The following is a 26,067-nucleotide window of genomic DNA, read 5'->3' as shown; positions in this document are numbered from 1 at the left end:
TCGCCTGGCCTCACCCACATGCAGAACCCACGCCCTGTGAATGCGCTCACGGCACCCGCTCCGCAAAATCCACACCCAACGTGCGCGTCCGTCAACATTCCTGCCTTGCCCACAGCGCCTGCCGCGACAACGGACCCAGCCCCCACCGCGGCAGCTGTCACCCAACCCCTCGCGGTGTGATATCGCCTCCGAGTCCACACGTGGCCGCGCGCGATCCACGCCCTCTCCCGGGCCACTCGCCAGTACGTGGAGACCTACCAGTACGCCCGCGGGTGAACCCGCCCCAACCCGGCACCGAATCCCCGGACCGCCGACTGGCAGCTACGGTGGCCCTTACAGGCGTCACCGAACAGATGCCGACGCTCGGCGGCCCCAGGCGTACCCATGCAGCGTTTACTAAGGCCGAGCACTCCGGCGCAGTCGTTGCAGACGGGACCGGACTACTGGCTTTGATCCATCAAGACCAGACCGACCACCACCAGAAGAGCACCAAGGCAGGCACCCCAACGCTCACCCCGGGTCCATTTTTCCCAGCCACGCCTTCCCTTGCTCGCTACGACCAATACCAACATGCCCAGGACGAAGACCGAGACTCCGTACATCGGCACCTCACTCAGCAGCTATCCGGCACCATGCCGCAATTTGCCTCATAAGCCCGCAGCTCGGCGTAAGCAAGAGGTCGGATCTTCCGCTCTTACATGCCCAGCACAGGCGTAGCCGGACAAGCACCGGAAGGATATCCGCGTTGAGGCTGCCGATTCCCGCAATCCAGCCAGACGCTTCACTCCACCTGAAGGCCTTTCAGGGAACGCGCCGGCCGCCGCCTTATCAAAGGATGACGGCGCTCAGCGCGCCAACTGCCGCCAGGCCGGCCGAGATGTCTGCCGACCAACAGCGACGGATGTTGGCGACCACTACGCCTTGCCCCACCGAGCGGCCCCGCCTTGGGGGCAGCCTTTTGTTGATCTCCACGGCAGCTTTTCCGGTTGTTCTGAAAACCATATCAACGAAAGAGCCGCCGAATGCGAACGCAGCATACTCCTCGCCGCCGTCAACTTTGACGGAAAGCCCTCCTGTCGGCACCTCGGACACTTCGAGCACCGAGCCGTAGGGAATGAGATACGACTTGAGAGGATTATCAATCCTCAGGGCATCCGCCAGCAGCGTCACCCTGCAACTCCCGAGCCTCCGCATGACCGACGTAATACCGAATGCCGCTGCCACGGAGTTCGAGACGTCACCGTAACTGGCCGCCTGGAAGGCGGAGAGGGCCACGTCAGTGAACATGAGCCAGACCAGCGCAAGTCCACCCCAGAAGAACCAGCGCCACGACCTGCGACGCAAGACGACTTCCCTGCTCTCAACGAGCACTTTGCCAGTCACTTCGCTCAACACCCCCTCCCGGCCAGCGCGCTGGCATTTCCGGCACCACAGAATCCCCAGGGCGAGCTGGGCATTTATGCCCATATTCACCGCGCTTCTGCTCGGGTCTACCATCTTGACCGGCTGGCTTACCCATCCCCTTCGCCCGCCGCCAGGGCCTGACCCGTAACCCATTTTAGTTCTGTACAGGGGTACGCGGACTGTCGCGCGCTCCACTGCGTTCGCAGTGAACGCGCCGGTCCAGGGTGTGCCCAAGGCTCGCGCGACGCCGCCTGCCACTGCTCCTCCCGCCACCGTCCAAGCCAGCGTTTTGCCGTAGGCGCCCCAATCGAACGGCTCTCCCGTTTTCTTGCGGTCGCCGTAGTACATGATTGTTGCGGCGATGACGCCGATCCCTGTGCAGAGCCCTGCAGATACGACCACGCAGGCCGCGAATCCACCGATCGTGAGCCCCAGCTTTATCTCATCCCAGTTATCGGATATCGCACTGGCGGTGGCGTTCCAGGCCTTGCTGACGCCGTTCCTGATGCTGCCCCAGAAACCAGCTTGCTTTTCGTTCTGCTTGCGTTGGGCCTCGGCGGCTTTGCGGTCGGCTTCGGCGCGGGCCTTGGCCGATGCTGCGGCGCAGTCGGGGTCCTTGCTGCACGTGTAGCGGTACTGGTTCTGCTGCTTGACGTAGCCCGGGGAGACCGTGCCGCCCTGCCCCTCGGTGATCTGGACGTAGTTCTTGCCGTAGTCGATGACGTCGGTGCCACTGCCGTTGCAAACGTACTGGCCCGAGCGGCACTCGGGGAAGGCCTCGCCGGTGGGGTCTGCGAAGGTGGCGGGGTTGTTGTTGCCGTAGATGTACGGGTTGTGCTGTGCGGGGTCGTCCGTGATCAGCAGGGGGTCGACCGAGAGGAAGCGGCCCAGTTGGGGGTCGTACTCGCGGGCTCCGAGGTGGGTGAGGTCCGTGGGGTCCTGGATGCCGCCGACGAAGCCGCGGTCGCCGGGCCAGTTGACTCCCGTGCTGGAGCGCTGTCCGCCGAAGGGGAGCTGCTTGCGGCGGGTTACGGCCTGGCCGGCGCCCCAGGCGACGGCGATGAGTGCTGTGCCCTGCTGGTCACCGAAGAGGAAGTTGATGCCCGAGCCGGTGCGGACCGCGACCGTCTCCCCGCCGTGGGTGTAGTAACGCACCGCGGTCTTGGAGCCTGTTGCGGAGAGGGTCAGTTCGTTGCCGCCCGGCAGGTAGGCCGTCCTGGAGCCGTCCGCGTCGTGTGCCAGCACGCGGTTGCCCTCCGGGTCGTAGTGTACGAGGTCTTCTTGGTGCCCTCGGTGACGGTTTCGAGGTTGCCCTGCGCGTTCCAGGTCATCTTCTGGGTGCGGGCGCCGCTCGCCGGTGTGGACGTTCCCTTGTCCGGGTCCACCGCCGTGGTCTGCCGGCCCCGGGCGTCGTAGATCCAGGTCCAGTCGACCTTCGGCGGGTCGGTCAGCTTGGCAAGCTTGCCGTGCTTCTCGTACGCGTGGTCGCCCCGAACTCGGTGCGGGCGGCACTGGTGTAGGCCCGCTGCTCGACCTTGCGCCCGAGCGCGTCGGTGATGGTGGTGGTGGCCGTTCCTCCCGCGGGAGGAATGACGGTCGTCCGGTCGCCGCCGTACTGGAGGGTGGTCGACTGGACCGAAGACGGATTCGTGGACCTCGTAGCCCTGCGCAAGGACACCGCGACGAACACTCACCGGCTGTGGCTCCACCCCAACACCGGCTGGGGGTACGCGTGCAGCAACTGCTCCGACTCCGACTACGACTACGACTACGACTACGACAAGAAGGACCTCAAAGTCCGCTTTGGTGGCAACAACCACTGGAGCAAGGGGGTCAAGCAGATCCTCGCAGTCGGTGACATCGACGGTCCCACCTACATCGATGAGACGAACCCCATCCTGCTGGCCGGCACCAGCGAGGCGCCCATCTCCTCCGGAAGTTCCACCGTGGCGGACGTGACCTTCGGCGCCCCCGGCGACTGGAACAAGGACGGGATCACCGATCTGCTCGTGCGGTACGACCGGACGGACATCGGTGGAGCCCTCTGGGTGTTCAACGGCGGCTGGGACTCGGCAGGTGACTACGTCCTGAGCCTCGAATCCCGTACCAAGGTCGGACCCGACAACTGGAGCATCGAGGACGTGCCCCAGTTCGTCGCGGTACCCGACCTGAACAACAACGGCCGCTTCGACCTGTGGCTCACCACCAAGGGGTCAGGCCGCATCCGCTACTGGGCGGACTGGACGGCCAGCGGTGAAACCAGCCGGATGACGGCCTCCGAGGCCTTCTCCGGGTACCAGGCCATCGGTTGATCCCCGCCCCGTAGCGATTCGCAGACTGCTGCCCGCCGGCCCTCGGACCGGCGGGCAGCAGCCGTTCCCGGCCGCGCTCGGTGCGTTAAAGGCGCGTAAAGATTGCCGACGGCAGGCAATGTGCGGATTGAGGCCCGCCTGCGAATGTGGAGGTGTCCAGCGGGAAGCAGGGGTTTCGGGACGAGGAGGTGCTCATGGGCTTGTTTCTTGGTCTCGGCATGGGGGGGCTCGTGCTGCTTGCTGCCTCGCTGGTGTTCGACGGGGTGCTGGAAGGGCTCTTCGACGGTGCCCTCGGCGGACTGTTCGACGGGTGGCTGTCGCTTCCGGTGGTCGCGGGCTTCGTTTCGATGCTCGGTTTCACGGGGGCGATCGTGCTCGGGTCCACCGGACTCGGGCCCGGAGCGGCGGCCGCCGCGGGGGCCGTGGCCGGGGCAGCGGCCGGCTGGGCGACGTACCGCTTCAGCCGGTCCCTGCTCCTGGACGGAAGCGGGGGTGCCCCGCGCCAGCTTGACCTCGTCGGGTCCGCGGGGCGCGTGATCACCCCGGTCCCGGCCGGCGGCTACGGCGAAGTACTGCTCTCGCTCGGCGGGCAGCCGGTGAAGTACGCGGCGACGGCCGACGCCCCGCTGGAGCGGGGTGCCGAGGTCTGGGTCACGGCCGCGCCGTCGGCCACCTCGGTCACCGTCCGCGCCGTCGACCGCTGAGTCTTTCGCCGGAACCCTTCCGCTTCCGGTCACTTTCCATTGGTCCATCGATCTGCCCCTTTCCCGGAGGCAGGGGGGAGCCGTCATGAGTCCAGTCGTCACCGCGGTCGTGGGAGTCGTCGTACTCCTCGTCCTGCTCGCCCTGGTCGTCGTCACCCGCTACAAGGTGGCCGGCCCGAGCGAGGCGTTCATCATCACGGGTCGGCGCGGGAAGAAGACCACCGATCCGAGCACGGGCAAGGTCTTCACCGACGACAGCGGCCAGAAGGTCGTGGTCGGCGGCGGGGTGTTCGTCGTCCCGTTCGTCCAGCAGCGCTACACCCTCGACCTGTCCAGCCGCCACATCCCGGTCGCCGTCCGCGGCGCGGTCACGCTGCGCGGCATCAAGGCCAACCTGGAAGGCGTCGCGATCGTCAAGGTGGGCGGCACCGAAGACGCCATCCGGGCCGCGGCCCAGCGGTTCCTCCAGCAGCAGGACGGCATCGTCGGCTTCACCCAGGAGGTGCTCTCCGGCGCGCTCCGCGCGATCGTGGGCCGGATGTCGGTGGAGGACATCATCCGCGACCGCGCCGCGTTCGCCGGCCAGGTCGCCGAGGAGGCCGAGGCCAGCCTGTCCGGGCAGGGCCTGGTCCTGGACGCCTTCCAGATCCAGGACATCAGCACGGAAGGCTCCTACCTGGAGGACCTCGGCCGTCCGGAAGCCGCACGCGCCAAGCAGCAGGCCGACATCGCCGAGGCCAACGCCCGGCAGGCCGCCGAACAGGCCCGGCTGAAGGCCGAGGAGGAGATCGCCCTGGCCCAGCGCACGCTGTACCTGCGCCAGGCGGAGATCAAGGCCGAGACGGACGCCGCCGCCGCCCAGGCGAACGCGGCCGGCCCCCTGGCCGAGGCCGACCGGCAGCAGCAGATCCTCGCCGAGCAGGAGAAGGTCGCCGAGCGCCAGGCGGCCCTGACCGACCGCCAGCTGGACACCGAGGTCCGCAAGCCCGCCGACGCCAGGCGGTACGAGGCCGAGCAGCAGGCCGAGGCCCACCGGATCGCCCGCGTGAAGCAGGCCGAGGCCGAGCGGGCGGCCGCGATCGCCGCCGCCGAGGCCGAGGCCGAGCGGGCCCGTCTGACCGGTGAGGGCGAGAAGCAGCGCCGCTCCGCCCTCGCGGAGGCAGAGGCCATCGAGGGCGCCAAGCGCGGCGAGGCCGAGCGCGCCCGCCGCGCCGCCATCGCGGACGCCGTCCGACTGGAGGGCGACGCCGAGGCCGCCGCCATCGCCGCGAAGGGCACCGCCGAGGCCGAGGCGATGCAGAAGAAGGCCGACGCGTACGAGCGCTACGGAGACGCGGCCATGGTGCAGATGCTGGTCGACGCCCTGCCCCAGGTGGTCGCCAAGGCGGCCGAACCCCTCTCCGCCATCGACAAGATGACCGTCATCTCCACCGACGGCGCAAGCAAGCTCTCGCGCACGGTTGCCGACAACGTCGCCCAGGGCATGGAACTCCTCGGCTCCACCACCGGGGTCGACATCACGCAGCTCCTCAAGGGCCTCACCGGACCCGCCAGGGACACCGAAGCGGCCTCTCCCAACGGAAAGATCACGATCACGGAATAGCCGACGACGACGACTACGGACGCCGGGCCCGCCCACGGGGCGAGCGGGCCCGGCACAGGCGTGCTCCGGCCCCGGAGTCGAGGGCGCCAGACCCTCACCCCATCGCACTTTTGTTGGAAGGACGACCGTGGCAGCCCTGATCTCCCTCGGCGCGGCTCTGTGGTACCTCTCCTACGCGGTGATCCGGTTCGAGACCGCGCCATGGCACGCGGTCAACGCGGCATTGTTCGGCCTGGCCGGTGCCGCTCTCCTCGCGGCCGGCGCGCGATTGGCGCGCGGCCACGCCGCCGCACGGGCGACCGCCCACCGGGTGGCCCTGCTCGTGCTGGTTGTCGTCGCCGGCTTCCTCGGGGTATGGATCATCCAGATCGCGATGACCGGCGACTGGGACCGTGTACAGCTCGCCGTCCGACAGGGGCTGGTGACCGACCTGATCTCAACCGGGCTGCCGGCACTCGCCGTCGTGGTGACGACCCGCCGCCGGCCGAGTAGAAGGGCGTCATCGCCCTGTGCGGAATCCTCCTCTGCGGGCGCCAGTGCCCATGAGCGACGGTGATCAGCGCAGTGCAGCGGGCCATAGGCCTCGCAAGTGCGCCTTTTCGGTCGGCTAACACTGCGAATCCGTCACGTTGCGCTCCGTGTCCATGGGGACGAGGCGGCTGGGGAACGGATGCTCTCCGTCACTGTTGCCACAGGGGAGGGGACGGCATTGGACGTATCCGCAGAGCTGGCGACCGTAGGGATGGCCGGCGCTTCGGCGGTGGTCGCGTCCATGACGGCGGACGGGTGGCGCGCCGTCAGGGACTGGATCGCCGGGGCGCTCGGTCGCGGGGAGGCCGACGTCGAGGTTCGCCAGGCCGCCCGGCTCGACCGTGACAGGGAACGGCGTAGCCCCCGCACGCCCGGCAGCGACCCCTCTTCCAGGGAGCCAAGCCGCCAACGAGACGGAACGGACACCTGCGCGGGACAGCGGGCAATGAACGGCACCTCCGTCACCGCTGACACGGCCCGCGTTTTCGCAGCTCAGCAGCCACTGGCGCGCGATCCTGGATGTGACGCGTTATGGGGGCGCACCCGCGCAGCACGATCGGCTAGGCTGTCTGCGGTCAGTCGGCTACCGGCTGCATGCTCGGGAAGGTGTCCGCGAGGACTCTTCCCCAGCGGCACTGGCACGCCAGCTGACCTGGAGGTTTGCGTCACCGGCCGAGGATCCCGCCGCGGGGTTTCCGGCAAGGTTTCCCGCAAGCCCCCGCCTTCGTAGCTCAGGGGATAGAGCACCGCTCTCCTAAAGCGGGTGTCGCAGGTTCGAATCCTGCCGGGGGCACAAGGCAAAGGCCCTCCACCGTTCCGGTGGGGGGCCTTTGGTGTTGGGGGGTCAGCGGCAGAGGGTGAGGATGGTGTCCTCGAAGTCGGGGAATTCCTTGGTGGCCTCGGTGACGATCGAGGCTGCCGGGGCGCGGCTGTGCGGGGCGTGCTGGTCGGCGATGGCTGCCAGGGCCTGGATGCGTCGGGGGGTCCAGTCGGGGTCGGCGCCGTACCCGGCTGCCGCTTCCCAGGGGCCGTAGCCGTCGGCCAGCAGCCAGAGGAAGGCGCCGAGGTCGCGGGCGATCACTGCGGTCTCGCCTTCGGAGCCGAGGAAGACGACGGGTTGGTCCGCCAGCTGCCGGCCCGGGCGGACCAGCCAGAACGCCGCGTAGCCGCCGGTGCCGTCCTGGCCGAAGACGCGGAAGGCGTCGCCGTCGAGGTCGTCGTTGCCCGTCCACGCGCGGAACCAGTCCGTCGTCTCGTCGGCACTGAGGAAGGACTCGTGGGGTTCGAAGTCCACGTCGTCCTCCCCGATCCGGTCCAGGCGGACTGCCATGGCGGCCGCGAGGGCCGTGGGGAACTGGCGGCGGTCGGCGTCTGGGGTTGGGGCGGGGGTTGGGGTGGGTGGGGTTGGGGGCGTGGTCACGTGAGCGGAGTTTAGGGGTGGGGGCTGGTTTGGGTGGGGGCTGGTTTGGATGGGGTCCTGGGGTGCGGTGGGGGTGGGGGCTGGTTTGGGTGGGGTCCTGGGGTGCGGCGGGGGTGGGCGGTTCTGGTGCGCTGTCGGGATGAACGTGCTGGTGGGGGGCTCAAGGGTGGGGCGGCGGGGCCGATGGAAGTGCTGATGGCCGGTGGCGCTCGGCCCGCTTCCGGGGAGCGTCCGGCCCAGGCCTGAAAGGGAGATGGGTGCGTTCTCCGTACGGAACGAAGCTGTGGCTGGGCCCGCTGCCGCGGAGCGGTGCGTGGGTTGCCGGCGGTGCGCTGGCGTCGTTGGGGCTGGTGCTGGTGGGGCTCGTCGCGCCTGTGGCGAGTGCTGCGGGGGTGGTGGGTGCGGCTGATGCTGCGGATGCGGTTCGGGGGCGCGCCGCTGCTGCCGCCTTTGCTGCCGGTGGTGGGGGCCTGCGTGTGGGTGGGGGTGGGGGCGATGACTGCCGGCCGCGGAGGCCGGGAGTGCCGGAGGTCGGCCGCCGGGCCCGGTGCGGGTGGGGGCGAGCCCCGGCCGGGGTGGTGGTGCGGGTGGTGACACCGGTGGTGGTGCCGGGGGTGCTGCTCCTCGTGGGGGTGGCGGTGGGGGCGGGGGCGAGTGCAAGGAGGGGCCGCCTGGGCCTGCGGGGCCTGCGGGGCCGGCGGGTCCTGCGGGGCCGGTTGGGCCTGCGGGTCCGGTTGGGCCTGCGGGTCCGGTCGGTCCGGTTGGGCCCGCGGGGCCTGCGGGGCCTGCGGGGCCTGCTGGACCGCAGGGGGCTACTGGGCCTGCGGGCGTGCAGGGGCCTGTTGGTCCTGCTGGTGCTCAGGGGCCTGCCGGGCCGGTGGGGGCGACCGGTGCGACGGGGGCCGCTGGAGCTCAGGGGCCAGCCGGTCCCGCGGGCGCGACCGGAGCCACTGGCGGCCAGGGGCCTGCCGGAGCGACCGGGGCTCCCGGTGCTCAGGGTCCCGTAGGCGCTACCGGCGCGACTGGGGAGACTGGCCAGCAGGGACCCCTCGGAGCCACCGGCGCGACCGGAGAGACCGGTCAGCAGGGACCCGTCGGAGCTACCGGCGCGGTAGGAGCGGTCGGCGCGACTGGGGCCGCCGGTGACACCGGAGCTCAGGGGCCGGTCGGAGCTACTGGGGCTCAAGGGCCTGTCGGAGCTACCGGGGCCCAGGGAGCCGTGGGAGCTACCGGCGCGACCGGGGAGACCGGCCAGCAGGGTCCCGTCGGGGCCACCGGCGCCACTGGGGAGACCGGTGCTGTCGGCGCCACGGGCGCGCAGGGGGCTGTGGGCGCTACCGGTGCTACCGGAGACGTGGGAGCGACTGGGGCTCAGGGGCCTGTGGGGCCGACTGGGGCTCAGGGGCCCGTGGGTGCTACCGGGGCCCAGGGGCCCGTCGGAGCCACCGGAGCGACGGGCGCGGGTGGGCCCGTGGGGGCTACGGGCGCGCAGGGGCCCGTCGGGGCTACGGGTGCTCAGGGGCCGGTTGGCGCTACTGGGGCTACCGGTGCCACTGGGGGTACGGGTGGGACTGGTGCTGCGGGAGCTACGGGTGCTACTGGGGCTACCGGTGCTACTGGGGCCTCGGGGGTGTTGACGCTTACCGAGGTGGTGGGGGCGGCGGTGACTGTTGAGGACCAGGGTGGGGTGAATACCGCCACCGCCACGTGCCCGGCTGGGCAGCGGGCCGTGTCGGGTGGGTTCGTCACGTCCATCCCGCTGATCTTTCCGACCGAGTCGCGGCGGCCGGTCGGGTTCACCGACCGGTGGACGGTGAGCTTCCGGAACACCTCTCCCAACGTCGACGGGACCGCTCAGGCCATCGTCTACTGCTCGCCGTGAGGTGAGGCGGGGCCGGTGGCGGACCTTCGGGTGCGGGCACCGGCCTCCGGCTCAGGCGGTCAGGGCGGCGTAGAGGATGACGTTGTTGGTGCGGTGGCCGTTCTCCAGGTCACCGCCGCACGTCAGGAGGCGGAGTTCGGGGGTGGAGGTCGGGCCGTAGACCTTTTTGGTGGGGAATGCCTCTTTTCGGACGTCCTCGATTTCGTGGATCCTGAAGACGGCGGTGGTGCCGTCCGCCCTCGGGACCTCGATGCGGTCGCCCAGCTTCACGTTGCCGACGTTCTTCATCAGGGCCGGGCCGTGCTTCGTGTCGTAGTGGGCCACCAGGACGGAGACGCCCTTCTCCCCGGGGTCACGCCGCCCGTCCACCAGCCGGGGACGTCCGCCTCGGTGTCCGCGTCGGGGACGCCCAGTTCGCCCTTGGCGTCGACCGACAGGTCGGTCATCTTCGTCGTGTTCACGCTGGCCGAGGGGATCTTCAGGCCGGTCGGCTTCGCCCTGCCCAGGGGCTTGACCGCCGGGTGCTCGTCCGGGGTCGTCGCCGTGCTGCCGACCTTGGGCTTCGGGGCGGGTGCCGCGTCGCTGCCGCCGCATGCCGCCAGGCCCGTGGTCAGGCCCAGGGTGAGGACGCCCGCGGCCACACCGCGGGCGAGGCGGGGGAGGGTGGGAGTGGGGGTGCTGATACCTGCACTGCTGCTGCTGTTGCTGTTGCTGTTGCTGTTGCTGTTGGTCATGGGGCGGGCGTTCCTGGGTGGGGTGGGGTGGGGGCCGGTTTCGGGGCGGGGGTGTCAGCGGGGCCTGCGGGGGTGGCGGAGGAGTGAGGAGCCGAGGGCCGCAGCGCCGAGAGCCGCGCCGCCCGCGGTCAGCGTGGTGCCGCCTTCGCCTTGGGGCCCTCCGTCAGCCGGACCTCGTTCACCGGCTGCCGCGCCAGCCGCTCCTGGCCCGGGGTCGGCGAGTGCCGCGGCGGTACGGAAGGTGGCGCGCATGGTCTGGCTCCTCTCGTCTGCGGGACGTCGTCGCCCGGCCGTCGGCGTTTGCCGGGGCGACGGACACGAAGCTACGAGGGGCGCGTTCCGGTCATCCGTAGGCGGTGTAACGGCTGGGCGGATGTGCGGGGGCGAAGTCGTAAAGCTCGTACGGGGTCCACGAAGGGGCAGGTCGGAGGGCGTCGGCGAGGTCCGCCGGCCCCGCACGCGGGGCGCGCAGCGGATGCATGTGCCCCTGTATGTGCCTACGATCCGAATAGTCCGATCGAGCACCGTCTGAAGAGGTGAAGACAGGATGGCGAAGAGGCAGAACAAGGGCCGCTCGGAGCTGCTGGAAGCCCTCCGGAGCGCGGACGCCGGCGGCCCGCCGCGTGACACGGGGCACGGCTTCGGCGGCCCCGTCCCCAGCAAGGTCAAGGGCGGCGCCCACACCAAGGCGGACCTCAAGCGTGCGGGCTCGCCGCAGGGCGACCGCATCGGCGAGCGGAGCCGGGGGCTGAGCTGACCCCCACCGCACCCCAGACGCGACGAAGCCCTCCCGGGGCGCATCTTCCGGGAGGGCTTCGTCATGCCGGGGGTCAGGCCGTGGGCCGTGCCGTGGGCCGTGCCGTGGGCCGTGCGGCGTGTGGCGTGTGGCGTGTGGCGTGTGGCGTGTGGCGTGTGGCGTGCGGCGTGCCGTTCGGTGGGCCGCGCAGCAGGGGCCGAAGCGTGGGTCAGGGCGTGGGCTTCGTCACACCGCGGGCTTCGGCGTCGGCTGTGGGGTTCGTCACGGCACCAAGGCTTTTGTGCCGGTTCGTCCGCCGCTTCCCTACCGGGCCTTGTCCGCCCAGCGCCGCGTGAGCACCGAGATCGACTCCGCGACCTCGTCGAGGCTCTCGCTGTTCGTCCGGATCCCGCGGTTCAGCTCGATGTGCAGGAAGCGCAGCCGCTCCTCGGCCGCCACCTGGCCCTGCTCGTTGGAGGTGCCGGAGAGCTTGCACTTGCGGGCCCAGGCCGGGCAGACCTCCAGGTCCCCGGCCTTCAGCTGCCGCGCGAGCAGCTTCGCGTCCGAGACGGCGCGGTCGCCCGCTCCCGTCGAGACCACGACGTCGAACTCGGGGAAGGACTCGTTGGCGAAGCCGTGCAGCTGGACGCCCGGCAGCTTCCGCCGCATGAGCTCGTCGATGACGCTGTGGAAGACCGAATCCGTGCGGTGCGCGACGTCCGCCGCGTTGCCGGTCCCGGCCGTACGGTGCGCTCCCGCCAGCACCAGTACGCCGCCCGGCTCCCCGCGTAGCACCCGCGCGCCGAGGTCCTCGGTGTTCTCGTCCGCGACCGGGTGGGGCACCTGGACCGACCAGCGGACCGGCTCGGTCAGGTCGAGGTAGACGCGCCCCCAGCCGCGGCTGCGGCTGCCGGTGAAGCTGGCCGTGTCGGCCACCTCCGCGAAGCGGCGCCCGCTCACCGAGTCGGTGAAGGTCTGCAAACCGTAGTCGACCTCCGCGAGCTGCCGTTTTGCCGCCTCATGATCGCCATCGAGAAGCATCGACACGCCCTGAGTGAGCGTCAGCCGTTCATCCTTGGTCGGGATGCGGTACCCGCCGCGTTCACCAAAGCCTGTTGTGTAATGGGTAATCCGCGCCTCCAGGTCGACGCCCGCAGCCACCCGCGGCTTCGGACGTTCCTGCTGGTCGGCAGAGGGTTGCCCAACGAGCAGCGTGAGACACACCACAATCGCGCAGATGGAAGCCACCGCGCCGAAAGTTATTGCAATCGTTATTCGTTTTGCGGGAGATGCGCTCATAGTCAGATGAAAATACCGGAGTGATGACCAACGCCGACCAAGCCGCCACCCTCCGGACCGGGGCCCTGGCACTGCTCCTGAGCGCCTCCCTGACCGGATGCGGACTGCTCGGCGGCTCCGACAGCTCCGGCGACGACGCGGCCAACACCGCCGCGTCCGGCGGCCGCTCCTTCACCGTCGCCGCGGCCGGGGACATCCTGATCCACCCCGAGCTGACGACCCAGGCCCAGAAGGACGCCAAGGCCGAGGGCAAGCCGGACATGTCGTTCGACAAGATCATGGCCGGGGTGAAGCCCGTCATCAGCAAGGCCGACCTGGCCATCTGTCACATGGAGCCGGTCCTCGGCAAGCCCAACGGCCCGTGGCAGAGCTTCCCGAACTTCCTCGTGCCCCCGCAGATCACCACGACGATCAAGGACATGGGCTACGACACCTGCTCGACCGCCTCGAACCACGCGCTGGACCACGGCGCGGGCGGCGTCAAGAGCACCCTCGACGCCCTGGACAAGGCCGGCCTGAAGCACACCGGCTCCGCGCGCAACGCGCAGGAGGCCGCCAAGCCGAACATCATCGACGTCAAGGGCGTCAAGGTCGCGCAGCTGTCCTTCGCCGGCGGCTTCAACGGCAACACGATCCCGGCCGACAAGCCCTGGCTCGTGAACAAGACCTCCCTGGACGCCATCGCGAACGCCGAGAAGGCCGCCCGCGCCGCCGGAGCCGAAGTCGTCATCCTCAGCATCCACTGGGGCAAGGAGCACCAGCCCGCCCCGAACAGCCTGCAGCTGAGCCTGGCCAAGAAGATCGCCAAGAAGACCACGATCAACCTGGTCATCGGCCACCACGCGCACGTCGTCCAGCCGATGGAGAAGATCGGCAACACCTGGGTCGCCTACGGCCTCGGCAACCAGCTCGCCCGCCACGAGGTCCCCAGCGGCCTCTCCGAGGAGGGCGTGATCGGCTGGTTCCAGTTCGCCGAGAAGGACGGCAAGTGGGACGTCCAGGCCCGCTACCGCCCGACCTTCGTCGAGCTCCCGCCGGACGCCGAGGTGACCGACGCCGGCCCGCAGCCGCTGAAGGCCGACCAGGTCCAGGACCACCGCCTGATCGACCTGGAGTCGGCCCTCCGGAACACCGAAGGCCTGACCGACGAGCGGCGGGACCGCTACCGTCTTGCCTTTGAAAGGACCCAGGGCACCCTTCTCAACCGGGGCGGAGCCAAGGACGGACTCCGTGCCCTGGAGGGTCTGCCCGATTGAGCGGGCGGGGCGCGCACCGGCGGCCGCGTGGACAACGCGGGGGCGGCACGCGCCCTGCCGGTCCTTCACCGAAGACCCCGCAGACTTCGTCCAGCATGCCCATACACCGACCGAGTCCCGGAGCCACCAGGGCCCCGGGGCGTTCTGAACAGGAGCGTCCGTTGGCCGCGTCGCGCACGAAGCGGCGGCACAAGGTCCGCCGCAGGGCCGACATGTCGCTGCTGGGTGGCATACGCCCGCCCATCGCCGCGCTGTCCGCCCTGCTGCTCGCCCTCGCCGCCCTCACCGCGTTCCAGTTCGGCCGCGTGGGCGAGGACGCCGTCCCCGAGGCGGTGCTCACCTCTCAGCAGCACTTCGCCGAAGACGGGGCCATCGCGCTCCGGGCGGGGCTGGATGAGAGCATCACCGACCTCAGCCGCACCGCCTCCCTCTTCAACGCCGGCGACCCGGTCTCCGCGGACACCGTCCTGGACAAGCTGGGCAACGTCTACCAGAAGTGGCGCGGCATGGCCGTGCTGGAGATCAAGTCCGGAAAGCTGGAGGCCCAGCGCGGCGAGAACCTGCCGCTGACCGCCATCGACCGGTCCAAGCTCACCGACGACAACGGCCTCGCCCCGCGCATGGTGCGCCTGGAGAACGGCGAGACCCGGCTGCTGACGCTGGCCGTGCTGTCCTGGCCGGGCAAGCCGCAGCTGCTCCTCGTCGCCTCCAGCAGCCTGAAGTTCCCCGGTGTCAGCCTCGGCAAGTTCCGCGCCATCGCGGTCGTCGACCACACCGGCCAGATCCTCAGCAGCGACGGCCTCGCCAACGACGAGCAGATCCAGTCGGACGAGGTCAAGGAATCCACCGAGCAGTCCCGCAAGCAGCTCAAGAAGTTCGCCAAGATCGCGGGCAAGAAGGCGGAGCAGCATCCCCAGAAGACGAAGGAGCCCGGCGCCGGCGGCTTCCTCGGCGTGAGCGGCCACATGCTCGGCTCGCTCAACTCGGGTGAGCGAGCCGTCGCCGGTTACGCCTCGCTGGCGGGCCCGGAGGCCGGTGTCCCCACCGCCGCCAGCGCCCTCGGCCTGACCGTCGTCGCCATGGTGAACGTCACCGAGGAGCGCACGGCCGGCGTCGACCCGTTCTTCGGCATCGCGGCCGCCGGTGCCCTGCTCGTGATGGGCGCCATCGCCCTCGCCGTGCTGATCGGCACCGTGCAGAAGCCGCTGCTCCAGCTGTTCCTGGAGTCCCGCCGCCTCAGCCGCGGCGACCTCACCCGGCCGGTCAGCCTGCCCAAGTACGGCGAGGCCTCCCGCATCGGCGCCGCCCTGGAGCGGCTGCGCCGCCAGCTCCTCGGCGAGCCCGCCGAGGAGCAGCAGGGCCGGGACTCGGGCCGCGGCCGCCGCGGCCGCATCGGCATGCGCGCCCTGGTCGCGATCTGCGCCGCCCTGATCGTCGTGTGGTCCGCGCCCCTGGTGCTGCTGATCAACCGCGCCGGCGACTCCGTCGCCATCCCGCAGACGATCATCAACGACCAGCGCGAGCGCACCGACACCCTCGCCGACCGCATCCGCCGCGCCCTCAACGAGGGCCACGCCGACCTCACCTCGGTGGCCTCCATGCTCGGCGGCGACACCAGCCCGTCCGACATGACCACGATCCTGGAGCGCACGCTCACGCAGCACCCGCGCTACGAGTCGCTGTACGTGCTCAAGAACGACGGCAGCATCGCGGCGAAGGCCGGCAAGGACCCCCGCCACCCCAGCGGCAAGCCGCCCGGCCAGGCGGTCACGCTCCTGGAGGCCAAGAACGAGCCCGTCATCGTCGCGTACGCCGAGGCCCCCGGCCTCAAGGCGTCCGTCGTCGGCGAGCTGCGCATCGACTTCCTCAACTCGCTGCTGAAGCGGCCCGGCCTCGGCCAGGTCCGCGTCGTGGACGAGAAGCACCGCGTCATCGGCGGCAACAGCGGCTACCTGGCCTTCGAGAAGCTCGGGGACGAGAAGATCGACGCCCTGGTCTCCGGCGCCAACCAGAAGGTCGGCAAGGGCCCCCGACCGAGCAGCATGCTGCTCCGCGACGGCGGCGGCATCGACATCGCCGCGGCCGTTCCCATGGTCGGTGGCGGCGCGGCCAAGCCGCTGGCCTGGACCGTGGTCAGCTGGCAGCCGGCCAAGGGCCTGGCCATCCCCGAGTACAACCTCCAGAACCGCACCGTGCTCGCCGGTCTCCTCGGCCTGACCGCCGTCGCCGCCTGCCTCGGCTGGATGCACATCATCGTCGTCCGCCCGCTGCGCCAGCTCGCCCAGCGCGCCGAGGCCCTGGCCGACGGCGACCGCCGGACCGTCCTCTTCCCGACCCACCACGACGAGGTCGGCGCCGTCACCCGCAGCCTGGAGGTCATCAGGCAGCAGCTCGTGGAGCTGAAGAAGCGGGAAGCCAGTGGAAGTGCCGGAAGGGCCGGCAAGGCCACTCCGGCCGGAAGGAACTGAACCGCCGTGCTCTTCCTCTACGTCGTGCTCCTGATCTGCTGCGCGATCATGCTGGTCGCCGGCATCATCGAGCAGCGGCGGCACTTCGCCAACCTGAACGAGATCCCCACCCGGGTGCTGGTCAACGGCATCCGCGGCAAGAGCTCCATCACCCGCCTCGTCGCGGGCGCGCTCCGCGGCGGTGGGCTGGTGACGGTCGCCAAGACCACCGGCACCGCGGCCCGGTTCATCCACCCGGACGCCACCGAGGAGCCGGTCTACCGCAAGTTCGGCCTCGCCAACGTGGTCGAGCAGATCGGCATCGTGCGCCGTGCGGCCGCGTACCAGCCGGACGCCCTGGTGATGGAGTGCATGGCGGTCATGCCGCCCCTCCAGGAGCTCAACCAGCAGAAGCTGATCCAGTCCACCATCGGCGTGCTCTGCAACGTCCGTGAGGACCACGTCGCCGAGATGGGCCCCACCCTCGACGACATCGGCCGCTCGCTGTCCCGCTCGATGCCGCACGGCGGCATCTGCGTGACCGCCGAGAAGGAGCGCTTCCACGTCCTCCAGCAGGAGGCGGACGCCCGCGACTGCCAGCTGATCTACGCCGACCCGGACATGGTCACCGACGAGGAGCTGCGCGGCTTCTCCTGGTTCACCTTCAAGGAGAACGTCGCCATCGCCCTGGTCGTCGCCGACCTGCTGGGCATCGAGCGCCAGACCGCGCTCCAGGGCATGTACGACGCCCCGCCGGACCCGGGTGTGCTCTCCGTCGAGCGCTACATAGCCCCCGGCGACAAGAAGCTGCGCTTCGGCAACATCTTCGCGGCCAACGACCCCGAGTCGACGCTGATGAACATCCAGCAGCTGATCGACCTCGGCGCCATCAAGCGCCCGCTGAACGTGGTCATCAACTGCCGCCCCGACCGCGTCGAGCGCAACGGCCAGATGGGCCAGATCATCCCGGACATCAAGCCGGAGAAGGTCTTCGTCATCGGCCACCCGACCAAGTCGGCCATCGACGCCATCCCCTCCGAGTGGCGCGACCGGGCCATCGACCTCGGCGGCGAGCGCGAGGGCGAGGAGTTCATGCACGAGCTCCTCGGCCACCTCGGCCCCGACTCGTCGCTCGTCTCCATCGGCAACATCCACGGCCAGGGCGAGATCCTCCTGGAGCACCTCGCCGAGCTGCCCAACTTCGAGGACGACGGCGACAGCGGCCCCGCCATGGGCGCCCCCGGCAGCGAGCCCGCCGCCCAGCACCCGCGCCACGACCAGACGATGGCGCTGTACATGAAGCACCTCGACCCGTACGCGAACCTGCCCGCCGCCGAGGAGGCGCGCCGGATGCAGGCGCCCGTACCGCAGCCGCGCCAGCCGTACCCGTACCAGCAGCCCCAGCAGCAGCAGTACGCGCAGCAGCCGGTGCCGGTGCAGCAGGGGCGGCCGGTCCAGCAGCACCAGCAGCACCACCAGCAGCCGACGATGCACCAGCTGCCGCCCGGCCAGTCCCAGTACGGCCAGGAGCAGCAGCAGGGCTACGCGCAGGACCAGTACGCGCCCGACCAGTACGGGCAAGAGCGCCAGCAGCGTCCGCCGGCCCCGTGGCCGCCGTTCCAGCAGCAGCAACAGCCCAACCCGAACCCGCAGCAGTGGCAGAGCCCAGGAGAGCACCGTTGATCCCCGCCGTACTCACCCCCGAGATCGCCGCGATCGGCATCGCGCTGGGCCTGCTGTTCTCGCTCCTGTGCTACCTGACGACGAACCTCTCCCCGGGCGGCATGATCACCCCGGGCTGGCTCGCCCTCACGCTCATCGAGGACCTCCAGCGCGCCGCGCTGGTCGTCGGCGTCACCGTCCTGACCTACGTCCTGACGCTGCTCACCCAGAAGTTCGTGATCCTGTACGGCAAGCGGCTGTTCGCCGCCGTCGTGCTCATCGGTGTGCTGCTGCAGGCCACCGTGGTGATCGTGCTGCAGATGGAGTTCCCGCTCCTGTACGCGAACCAGACCCTCGGCTTCATCGTGCCCGGCCTGATCGCCTACCAGCTGGTCCGCCAGCCCAAGGGCGCCACCCTGCTCGCCACCGGCTCCGCGACGCTCATGACGTACGTCGTGCTGACCGCCGGAATCCTGCTCGGTTTCATGCCCCACGTGTAAGGCTGGCGTCCAAACGCACACGCGTACGCCGCACACCCGCACCCGCCCGCCGTACCTGACCGATCCGCCCGGAGCGACCGATGGCCGAACTCAAGCCCAAGAAGAAGCGTCCCGTCCTGCACGCCGTCACGGTGGTCGCGCTGCTCGCCGGCAGCGCGTACTTCACCTTCGAACTGCGCAAGGACGAGCAGGAGAAGGCGCCCGCGATCGCGAGCGTGACCGACAGCGTGGACTCGTCCGGCAAGAGCTCCTCCAGCGGCGAGCAGAAGTGGGAGCGGCTGAAGAACCCCGAGCGCTCCGTGCTGCGCGGCGGCGACGGCAACGTCATCGCCACCTTCACCGACGGCGCCCGCACCGCGACGCTCACCGGCCCCAGCCGCACCTTCACCGAGCCGGCCACCACCAAGACCCGCGTGGTGACCACGGACTGGGTGCGGCTGATGCCGGAGCCGTGGCGCAGCGGCGCCGAGAAGGAGCAGTGGTTCAAGGAGTGGTTCACCAAGTACCAGGGCAGCGAGGAGGACGACCTCTTCGCCATGGCCTTCCAGTACGGTGACCAGGCCCCGGTGAAGAAGGACGCGGAGGGCATCCCGTACGCGGGCGACGCCTCCTTCGGCCCGATCAACCCGAACGGCTCGATCGGCAACGACTACCGCCTGGAGCAGTCGGACTTCTACGACTACCTGGGCATCCCGTACACCTTCCGTGACGGCACCACCATCCAGCAGGAAGCCAACCGCTACCGCTCGATGGACTGCTCCGGCTTCATCCGGACGCTGTTCGGCTACCGGGCGCGCTTCCCCCTGATGTCCTCGGACACCTCGGGCGACGGCCTGCCGCGCACCGCCAACGGCATGGCCCGCTCCAAGGTCGGCGTCGACGTCATCCCGCTCAAGGGCGTCTCCGCGGCCGGCCGGCCCAGCAACATCGACGTGCTGCAGCCGGGCGACCTGCTGTTCTTCAAGCTCGACGCGCGTACGGGCGAGCGGCTGGACCACACCGGCATGTACCTCGGCAACGACACCGAGGGCCACAAGATCTTCATATCCAGCCGTGAAGAGGCCAACGGCCCCACCATCGGCGACAAGGGCGGCACCTCGCGCCTGGACGGCAACGGCTACTACGCGAGCACCCTGCGCAGCGCCAAGCGCCTCTGAGCCCGCCGGCGGCCCCGGGACGCCCCGCGGCGTCTCCGGGCCCGCAGAGCGCCCCTGAGCCCCGCTCAGCGCTCCGCTTCCACCCCGCCACCGCGGCCGGTTCCGACCGGCCCGGTGGCGGAGTCGTTCCCGAGCAGTTCCTCCGGGCACGGTGTGCCGCGCGGCAGCCGGTACTTGGCCGCCAGCCGGTACTCGCCCGGCCGGGGCGCCAGCAGCACGGTCCACTCGTCGCCCACGGCGTCGCGCGGGGTGCTCAGCAGGCACCCGGCGACGTTCTCGTACTCCTTCGGCTCCGTCCCCGCGGCCAGCGAGGCGGCCGTCTCCCGGGGCGCTTCGACGGCCTTGCCCTCGGCGTCGACCAGGCCCAGCCAGGGCGAGTACGGGACGCGCAGCAGCACCCGGCCGGCCCGCGCCACGTCGATGACCACCTCGCCGGCGTCCGCGCGGCGCACGGTGGCCGGCGGGTCGGCGAGCGGGGTCGGCGCGGACACCCGGAACAGCTGCCAGTCCGCGTCGCCCCAGACCTTCTCCAGGTACGGCAGGCCCTGCCGGATCAGGGCGGCCTCGGCCTCGCCGCCCGAGTCCGGGGTGTCCTGCGGCAGGACCACCCAGTGGACGGCCCAGCGGTCCAGCCACTCGCGGTAGTTCACGGAGTCGAGCGTGTCGTCGTAGAAGAGCGGGTTGCGCTCCAGGTCGGCCTGCCGGTTCCAGCCGCGGGCCAGGTTGACGTACGGGGCGAGCGCCGAGGACTCGCGGTGGCTGCCGACCGGCACCACCTCGACCCGGCCGCGCTCGGCTCCGACCCGCTGGAGCCGGTCGACCAGCGGGGACAGCTCGCGCGCCCAGGCGGCCTTGGGCGTGGTCCGCACGATGTCGCTGACGCTGTTGACGGCGATCCAGGAGTTGAGGCCGGCGAAGGCCAGCAGCAGCGCGTACCAGCGCCGGCTGCGCGGGGCCGCGTACGGCAGGGCGGCGAGCAGCACGACCCCCGCGAACAGCATCGCGAAGCGCGTGACGTTGGAGCCGATCTGCGAGTCGACCAGCCAGCACAGCAGCACCCCGAGGGCGTACACGGCCGCCGCCACCCGGACGGTCTTCCAGCCCCGCGGTACGAGGAGGAAGACCAGCGCGCCGAACAGGAAGGGCAGCGCGGCCGAGCCGAGGGACAGCGGCTGGGTGCCGGAGAAGGGGAACAGCCAGGCGGAGAGGCCGACCACGACGACCGGCGGGAGCCCGATCGCGTACGCGCCGGGGCGCCGGCCGCTGAGGAACAGCGCGGCGGCGACGATGCCGAGGAAGAGGCCCGCGACCGGGCTCGCGGCGGTGGCGAGGCCGGCCAGCGGGGCGGCCGCGGCGGCCTTGCCCCAGCGGTTGCGGCTCCACTTGCGGGGCCAGCAGAACACGGCGGCGACCGCGCCGAGCGCGAACATCACGCCGAGGCCGAAGGTGACGCGGCCGGACAGGGCGTTGCACAGCAGCGCGAACACGCCGGCCAGCGCGGGCGGCAGGGGGTTGCGGACGGCGCCGCGGCAGCGGCACAGGACGAGGGTGAGCAGCCCCGCCGAGACCGTGCCGGCGGCCATCATCGTCGTACGGACGCCCAGCAGGGACATCAGGTACGGGGAGACCACGCTGTAGGAGACCGGGTGCATCCCGCCGTACCAGGCGAGGTTGTACGCGGAGTCGGGGTGGCGGCCCACGAACTCGGCCCAGGCGTCCTGGGCGGCCAGGTCCCCGCCGCTGTTGGCGAAGGCGAAGAACCAGACCACGTGGAGCACGGCGGCCAGCGCGGTCGTGAAGGCCACCGGATGGCGGCGCGGCAGGCCGGCGAGCCCCGGCCGTCCGGCCCCGGGGTCCGGGGCGGCGGCACGGGACGGGGCGGCCTCCTGCCGCTCGGCGGTCGTCACTGCGCCTCTCCCCTGGTCGAACGTGTGCCTTCCCGGTCGGAGGCTAGACGCGCCACGGCGCCCCGGGGTTGACCGGGGCGCCGTACCGCTCTCATTCCTCGACCGCGTGGTGGTGCGGAGGGCTCAGCCGACGCGGGTGAGCTTGGCTCCGAAGCCGGGCTCGGCCAGCTCGCTCTGGAGCGCGACCGGGACCTTGACCTGGCTGGCGCCCTCGCCGACGGTGAGCGTGCCGATCTCGGAGCCGGCGGTGGCCGAGTGCGGGAGCTTGGTGCCGCCGTCGGAGAGCACGATGTCGACGGTGACGGACGGCCAGCCGACCGCCTCCACGTCGGCGGTGGCGACGACCGGGGTGCGGCCGCCGAGGCCGTCGTCCACGTACCCGACGACGTCGCCCTTCTTGACGACCTTCGCGTTCTCCAGCATGTCCTGGGTGGCCAGCATCAGCTTCTTGCTGGCCGCGATGGCGTCGTCGAGGATGCGCGAGGTGTGCATCGAGAGGACCGCGCCGACGATCAGCTGGTCGGTCCCGCCGACCATCTTGTGAGCGGCGAAGAGCAGGTTGCCGCCGGCAGCCGTGGTGGAGCCGGTCTTGATGCCGAGCGCGCCGTTGTACGGGACGAGGTCGTTCCAGTTGCGCCACCGCTTGCCCGAGGGGTCCTCCCAGTAGGGCAGCTTGGTGATGTCCATCAGGGCCTTGTTCTCGACCAGCTTCAGGCCCAGCTTCACCTGGTCCTCGGCGGTGCTGACGGTGGTCGCGTCCAGGCCCGAGGGGTCGGTGTAGGTGGTGTTGTTCATGCCGAGTTCCTTGGCGGTGTCGTTCATCTTCTTGACGAACGCCTCCTGGGAACCGGCGTCCCAGCGCGCGAGCAGCCGGGCGATGTTGTTCGCCGACGGGATCATGAGGGCGGCGATCGCGTCGTACTCCGAGATCTTGTCGCCCGCCTTGACGGTGTTGAGGGTGGACTCGTTGTCGGACTTGTCCTTGCCGCCCTCGTCCTCCGCGGCCTGGTCGATGTCGATCATCGGACCCTTTTCGCCCCTCTTGAGGGGGTGGTCGCGCAGGATGATGTACGCCGTCATCGACTTGGTGACGGACGCGATCGGCACCGGCTTCTGCTCGCCGTGGGAGCCGACGGTGCCGAGTCCGGCGGCCGCCATGAAGGCCTGGGTGCGCGGCTGCTCGGGCCAGGGCAGGTTCGGCTTCTCACCTGCGAACGAGTACGTCTTGTCGGCGGTCATCACCAGGTGCGGGTCCGGCAGGGGCCGGACGAGCTGCACGACGGCGAAGATCACGCCGAGCAGGACCACGAGCGGGGTCCAGATCTTGAACCGCCGCACGGCGGTGCGGAGGGGGCTCGGGGGCGGCGGGGGGTTGTTCGTCAGCTCGGCGAGCATGTCGAGCGGGGGCTTCGGCGGCAGCGGCTGCTGCTTGGTCCGCTCGGTCTCCTCGCGGAGCGGCACGAAGGTGCCGGCCGGCCGGACGCCGGGACCCTGCGGGGCGGCCGCGGGTGCGGGGGCGCCGGGGGCGGCGGTGCCGGTGGCCTGGCGGCCGGCCGCGGGTGCGGTGGCGCCGGGCGCGGGGGTGCCGGTGGCGGGGGGCTTCGGGGCGCCGGGGCCGGAGCCGGTGGCGGGGGGCTTCGGGGCGCCGGGGCCCGCCTGGTCCGCGGCCGGGATCTTGGGTACGCGGAAGACGGCCGTGCGCTCGACGTCATCGGCCGGCGCCTTCGGCGCGCCGGGACCGGCAGCGGGCGCCTTCGGGGCACCGGAACCGGTGGCGGGGGCCTTCGGGGCCGTGGAGCCGGTGGCCGGGGGCTCGTCGGCGACCGGCGGCTTCGGCATGCGGAATACGGCCGTGCGCTCGACGTCGTCGGCCGGAGCCTTCGGGGCACCGGAACCGGTCGCCGGGGCCTTCGGTGCGGCCGGGCTGGTGGCCGGGGCCTTGGGGTCCGCGGAGCCGGTGGCCGGCGGCTTCGGTGCGGCCGGGCCGGTGGCCGGGGCCTCGGGGGCCGTGGAGCCGGTGGCCGGGGGCATCGGGGCGGCCGCACCCGTGGCGGGGGCCTTCGGGGCCGCGGAGCCGGTGGCCGTGGGCTCGTCGGCGACCGGCGGCTTCGGCATGCGGAAGACCGCCGTGCGCTCGACGTCGTCGGCCGGCGCCTTCGGCGCACCGGGACCGGCGGCGGGCGCCTTCGGGGCACCGGAGCCGGTGGCCGGGGCCTTCGGCGCGGCGGAGGCGGAGCCCGCCGCGGAGCCGGAGCCCGGGGCGGAAGCGGTCTCGGCGGAGTCGGTGGCCGGGGACCCGGGTCCGGCGGGCGCCTCGGAGGTGCGGCTCGCCGCGGGGGGCTTCGGGGCACCCGCGGCCGGGGCCTTCGCATTCGCGTTCGCATCGCCCTCGTCGGCGTTGCGGGACACCCAGGCGGAGACGGCGGAGCGCAGCTCGTCGTCCGCGCCGCGGCCGGCCTGGCCGGGTACGACGCGCGGGTCGGCCGCACCGTTGCCGGTCCCGGCGGGAGGCGTACGGCGGGCCGGCCGCGCGAAGGCGTCGAAGCCGCCGCCGGCGCGCGGCGCGGGCGAGGAGGCGGTACCGGCACCCGAACCGGAGGCCGGGGTGGACGCGGGGGCGTCCGTCCGCTCCCGGCCGTCAACCGGTCCGGCCTCGGCCTCACCCTTCCGGCCGGTGTCGGACGTTCCCCGTTCGGCGGAAGCGGAACCGTCCCCGGAGCGGGAGGAGTGGTCGGCCCCGGCCGGCGTCGCCGCCGAGTCGCGCGAACCGGCGGCACCCCCGGCGGAACCGTCCGTGGCACCACGGGAGGCCTTGGAGGCGGCCTCGGGGGCCTCGGAGCCGGTGGCTGCGGACCCGGCCCCCCGGACCGGAGCGGAACCCGCAGCGGTGGACCCGGCGGCCTCGCGGGACAGCCGGTCGAGCGCGGAACCGGAACCGACGGAGGACGACGCGGAGCCGGTGGCGCGGGACAGCCGGTCCAGCGCGGAACCGGAACCGGCTTCGAGGGAAGGGCCGGACGCGTCCCGACCGCCGGGCTTCGCGGCGGAGCCGGAGTCCTTCGGCCGGGCGTCCCCGGACCCGGCGGGCTCCGCGTCGGCGGAACGGGGACCGTCCCCTTCCGAACCGGCGGTGCCGGACGCGGCGTTCCCGGACCCGGCGGGACCGGAACCCGTACCGGCGTCCGAACCCGAACCGGCGCCCGAACCCGAACCGGCGGCGCCGGACGACTTCGCCCCGGCACCCTCCGAAGCGGCCTCCCCGGACCCGGCGCCCGTCGAACCCCCGGACCCGGCGGGAGCCGACCCGGCGTCCCCGGAACCGGCGGAGCCGGAAGCGGCGTCCTCGCCCGTGGCGGGCCGACGGAAGACGGAGAGTCGGGGGTCGCGGTCCTCAGGACCGTTCGCCGTCCCCGACGAACCTTGCTGTACCGACTTGTCGGGGGACTCGCCCGCCACCAGTTCCTCCTCGCTCGCTGTCCGGCTGTCCGAACCGCTAACAGTGTCCCGTCTCGAGGCCATCGCCCCCGGCCTAGACGAGAACGACATAAGTGCCGGTTCCCGTCCAAAGCGGCCAGGCACTCTCGACAGATGAATGTGAGAGGGGTCACCCTGTCATTCATCCACGCGGGGAGGCATGGATGGGCAGGAGCCGCAGAACACTTCCGGAGGAGCTTCTGCTGCTCGCTTTGGACCCGGCCACGGGTACCACGGCGCAGCCGCAGTCGCTCGACCTCGGCCTTGCCGGGGCCCAGCTAGTAGAGCTGGCTCTGGCAGGACGGATAGCCCCAGACGGGGATCGTATCGCCGTGGTGATGCCACGGCCGACAGGAGATCCGACCTTGGACTCCGCACTGGAGTTGCTGCGCAGACGCGGCAGTCCGGTCCGGGCCGTCCACTGGATCGGCGGACCCCGGCTGGGGCTCCGCCAGATTTACCTCGCTCACCTGGAGCGTTGCGGCATGGTGCATGCCGTGGCGGGCCAGATGTGCGGGGTGCTGCCGACGACTCGCTACCAGGCGACGGACACGGCCATCAGCCGGGAGATCAGGGCCCGGCTGGACAGTGCGATCCGCACCGGTGTACCGCCGGACCCGCGGACCGCGGCGCTCGCCGCCCTGGCCCACGCGGTCGGCCTCGGCAAGCACCTGTACCCCGGCAACGAGGGGCGTTCGTCCAGGTCCCGGCTGCGGGACCTGATCAGGCACGACCCCATGGGCGGCCTCGTGGCACACGCCGTGATGGACGTTCAGAACGGCGTGGCCGCGCAGCCGCGCCGCGCCCAGGCGCAGGCTCCCGGACGCCCGGCCGCAACGGCCGCCGGCGTGCCGATGCAGCCGCGCCGCGGGACGACCGCGATGGCGAGGGCCGTCGCGACGCGCTGACCCACACCCGGCGCGGGGGGGGGGGGGGGGGGGGCCCGGGCCCCCCCCCCCCCCCCGCGGGGGCGGCCCCCGGGGGCGCCCCCCCCCCCCCCCCCCCCCCCCGGGGGAGGAAGAGCGCCGGCAAAACGTGC

19 protein-coding genes and 1 tRNA gene are annotated in these 26,067 nt (G+C 71.5%); 12 read left to right on the top strand and 8 right to left on the bottom strand.

What is annotated here, in order from left to right; all coding sequences use genetic code 11:
* Positions 1-828: 828 nt before the first annotated feature.
* Together ACIQUR_RS05960 and ACIQUR_RS05955 are read right to left on the bottom strand one after the other, a co-directional pair.
* Entirely contained in the window at positions 829-2,649 is a 1,821-nt protein-coding gene (locus ACIQUR_RS05960) for an RHS repeat-associated core domain-containing protein (RefSeq protein WP_403658930.1), read from the bottom strand.
* Entirely contained in the window at positions 2,589-3,098 is a 510-nt protein-coding gene (locus tag ACIQUR_RS05955) for a hypothetical protein (RefSeq protein ID WP_403658927.1), read from the bottom strand. The genes ACIQUR_RS05960 and ACIQUR_RS05955 overlap by 61 nt, the downstream gene beginning before the upstream one ends.
* Between ACIQUR_RS05955 and ACIQUR_RS05950 the strand changes: the two genes are divergently transcribed.
* From ACIQUR_RS05950 to ACIQUR_RS05930, 5 genes are all read left to right on the top strand, one after another.
* On the top strand, positions 2,994-3,716 hold the full coding sequence (locus ACIQUR_RS05950; protein WP_403659874.1) for a hypothetical protein: 723 nt from the start codon (positions 2,994-2,996) through the stop codon (positions 3,714-3,716). The genes ACIQUR_RS05955 and ACIQUR_RS05950 overlap by 105 nt on opposite strands.
* A gap of 194 nt (positions 3,717-3,910) precedes the next feature.
* Positions 3,911-4,420 carry a hypothetical protein gene (locus tag ACIQUR_RS05945; RefSeq protein ID WP_403658924.1) on the top strand — a complete coding sequence of 170 codons (510 nt, stop codon included), beginning with the start codon at positions 3,911-3,913 and terminating at the stop codon, positions 4,418-4,420.
* Between the two features lie 85 nt (positions 4,421-4,505).
* Positions 4,506-6,023 (top strand): flotillin family protein, encoded by a 1,518-nt coding sequence (locus ACIQUR_RS05940; RefSeq protein WP_403658922.1) that lies wholly within the window; start codon positions 4,506-4,508, stop codon positions 6,021-6,023.
* Between the two features lie 127 nt (positions 6,024-6,150).
* Positions 6,151-6,579 carry a hypothetical protein gene (locus ACIQUR_RS05935; protein WP_403658919.1) on the top strand — a complete coding sequence of 143 codons (429 nt, stop codon included), beginning with the start codon at positions 6,151-6,153 and terminating at the stop codon, positions 6,577-6,579.
* Between the two features lie 695 nt (positions 6,580-7,274).
* A tRNA-Arg gene (locus ACIQUR_RS05930) sits at positions 7,275-7,347 on the top strand.
* Between the two features lie 51 nt (positions 7,348-7,398).
* Here ACIQUR_RS05930 and ACIQUR_RS05925 read toward each other — a convergent pair.
* From ACIQUR_RS05925 to ACIQUR_RS05915, 3 genes are all read right to left on the bottom strand, one after another.
* The gene (locus tag ACIQUR_RS05925) at positions 7,399-7,884 is read right to left on the bottom strand and encodes an SMI1/KNR4 family protein (protein ID WP_403658916.1); all 486 of its coding nucleotides are present in this window, start codon (positions 7,882-7,884) and stop codon (positions 7,399-7,401) included.
* 2,023 nt (positions 7,885-9,907) lie between these two features.
* On the bottom strand, positions 9,908-10,180 hold the full coding sequence (locus ACIQUR_RS05920; protein WP_403658913.1) for a sortase domain-bontaining protein: 273 nt from the start codon (positions 10,178-10,180) through the stop codon (positions 9,908-9,910).
* On the bottom strand, positions 10,144-10,590 hold the full coding sequence (locus tag ACIQUR_RS05915; RefSeq protein WP_403658910.1) for a hypothetical protein: 447 nt from the start codon (positions 10,588-10,590) through the stop codon (positions 10,144-10,146). Before ACIQUR_RS05915 ends, ACIQUR_RS05920 begins: the two co-directional genes overlap by 37 nt.
* Before the next feature lie 547 nt (positions 10,591-11,137).
* On the opposite strand from ACIQUR_RS05915, the gene ACIQUR_RS05910 reads away from it, so the two are divergent.
* Positions 11,138-11,347 (top strand): hypothetical protein, encoded by a 210-nt coding sequence (locus ACIQUR_RS05910; RefSeq protein WP_403658907.1) that lies wholly within the window; start codon positions 11,138-11,140, stop codon positions 11,345-11,347.
* A gap of 303 nt (positions 11,348-11,650) precedes the next feature.
* Here the strand turns inward: ACIQUR_RS05910 and ACIQUR_RS05905 are convergent, their stop codons facing one another.
* The gene (locus ACIQUR_RS05905; RefSeq protein WP_403658904.1) at positions 11,651-12,373 is read right to left on the bottom strand and encodes a hypothetical protein; all 723 of its coding nucleotides are present in this window, start codon (positions 12,371-12,373) and stop codon (positions 11,651-11,653) included.
* Between the two features lie 275 nt (positions 12,374-12,648).
* Between ACIQUR_RS05905 and ACIQUR_RS05900 the strand changes: the two genes are divergently transcribed.
* The 5 genes from ACIQUR_RS05900 to ACIQUR_RS05880 all read left to right on the top strand — a co-directional run bounded on the left by ACIQUR_RS05900 (position 12,649) and on the right by ACIQUR_RS05880 (position 19,647).
* Positions 12,649-13,881 (top strand): CapA family protein, encoded by a 1,233-nt coding sequence (locus tag ACIQUR_RS05900; RefSeq protein ID WP_403658901.1) that lies wholly within the window; start codon positions 12,649-12,651, stop codon positions 13,879-13,881.
* A 161-nt stretch (positions 13,882-14,042) separates the two neighbouring features.
* On the top strand, positions 14,043-16,349 hold the full coding sequence (locus ACIQUR_RS05895) for a HAMP domain-containing protein (protein ID WP_403658898.1): 2,307 nt from the start codon (positions 14,043-14,045) through the stop codon (positions 16,347-16,349).
* Positions 16,350-16,355: 6 nt separating this feature from the next.
* Entirely contained in the window at positions 16,356-18,011 is a 1,656-nt protein-coding gene (gene pgsB / locus ACIQUR_RS05890; RefSeq protein ID WP_403658896.1) for a poly-gamma-glutamate synthase PgsB, read from the top strand.
* Positions 18,008-18,490: a poly-gamma-glutamate biosynthesis protein PgsC/CapC gene (locus ACIQUR_RS05885; protein WP_399957964.1), complete on the top strand. Its 483-nt coding sequence runs from the start codon at positions 18,008-18,010 to the stop codon at positions 18,488-18,490. Before pgsB ends, ACIQUR_RS05885 begins: the two co-directional genes overlap by 4 nt.
* A gap of 80 nt (positions 18,491-18,570) precedes the next feature.
* Positions 18,571-19,647: a C40 family peptidase gene (locus tag ACIQUR_RS05880; RefSeq protein ID WP_403658893.1), complete on the top strand. Its 1,077-nt coding sequence runs from the start codon at positions 18,571-18,573 to the stop codon at positions 19,645-19,647.
* Between the two features lie 65 nt (positions 19,648-19,712).
* Here ACIQUR_RS05880 and ACIQUR_RS05875 read toward each other — a convergent pair whose 3' ends face one another.
* Together ACIQUR_RS05875 and ACIQUR_RS05870 are read right to left on the bottom strand one after the other, a co-directional pair.
* The gene (locus ACIQUR_RS05875) at positions 19,713-21,470 is read right to left on the bottom strand and encodes an MFS transporter (RefSeq protein WP_403659820.1); all 1,758 of its coding nucleotides are present in this window, start codon (positions 21,468-21,470) and stop codon (positions 19,713-19,715) included.
* Between the two features lie 207 nt (positions 21,471-21,677).
* The gene (locus ACIQUR_RS05870; protein ID WP_403658890.1) at positions 21,678-25,073 is read right to left on the bottom strand and encodes a hypothetical protein; all 3,396 of its coding nucleotides are present in this window, start codon (positions 25,071-25,073) and stop codon (positions 21,678-21,680) included.
* 119 nt (positions 25,074-25,192) lie between these two features.
* Here ACIQUR_RS05870 and ACIQUR_RS05865 point away from each other — a divergent pair, with 119 nt between their 5' ends.
* Positions 25,193-25,936, top strand: a complete 744-nt coding sequence (locus ACIQUR_RS05865; protein WP_403658888.1) for a GPP34 family phosphoprotein — start codon at positions 25,193-25,195, stop codon at positions 25,934-25,936.
* The last annotated feature ends 131 nt before the right edge of the window (positions 25,937-26,067 follow it).

Origin of the sequence: Streptomyces sp. NPDC101132, assembly GCF_044759225.1 — a bacterium.
Lineage (GTDB): Bacteria > Actinomycetota > Actinomycetes > Streptomycetales > Streptomycetaceae > Streptomyces.
Note: the sequence above shows the minus strand (reverse complement) of the source record. Positions and strands in the feature narration are given on the sequence as shown.

Excerpts from the sequence above, each read along its gene's own strand:
- ACIQUR_RS05870 (WP_403658890.1), bottom strand. The coding sequence starts at position 25,073 with ATGGCCTCGAGACGGGACACTGTTAGCGGTTCGGACAGCCGGACAGCG.
- ACIQUR_RS05945 (WP_403658924.1), top strand. The coding sequence starts at position 3,911 with ATGGGCTTGTTTCTTGGTCTCGGCATGGGGGGGCTCGTGCTGCTTGCT.
- ACIQUR_RS05865 (WP_403658888.1), top strand. The coding sequence starts at position 25,193 with ATGGGCAGGAGCCGCAGAACACTTCCGGAGGAGCTTCTGCTGCTCGCT.
- ACIQUR_RS05900 (WP_403658901.1), top strand. The coding sequence starts at position 12,649 with ATGACCAACGCCGACCAAGCCGCCACCCTCCGGACCGGGGCCCTGGCA.
- ACIQUR_RS05950 (WP_403659874.1), top strand. The coding sequence starts at position 2,994 with ATGACGGTCGTCCGGTCGCCGCCGTACTGGAGGGTGGTCGACTGGACC.
- ACIQUR_RS05910 (WP_403658907.1), top strand. The coding sequence starts at position 11,138 with ATGGCGAAGAGGCAGAACAAGGGCCGCTCGGAGCTGCTGGAAGCCCTC.
- ACIQUR_RS05925 (WP_403658916.1), bottom strand. The coding sequence starts at position 7,884 with ATGGCAGTCCGCCTGGACCGGATCGGGGAGGACGACGTGGACTTCGAA.
- ACIQUR_RS05940 (WP_403658922.1), top strand. The coding sequence starts at position 4,506 with ATGAGTCCAGTCGTCACCGCGGTCGTGGGAGTCGTCGTACTCCTCGTC.
- ACIQUR_RS05915 (WP_403658910.1), bottom strand. The coding sequence starts at position 10,590 with ATGACCAACAGCAACAGCAACAGCAACAGCAACAGCAGCAGCAGTGCA.
- ACIQUR_RS05880 (WP_403658893.1), top strand. The coding sequence starts at position 18,571 with ATGGCCGAACTCAAGCCCAAGAAGAAGCGTCCCGTCCTGCACGCCGTC.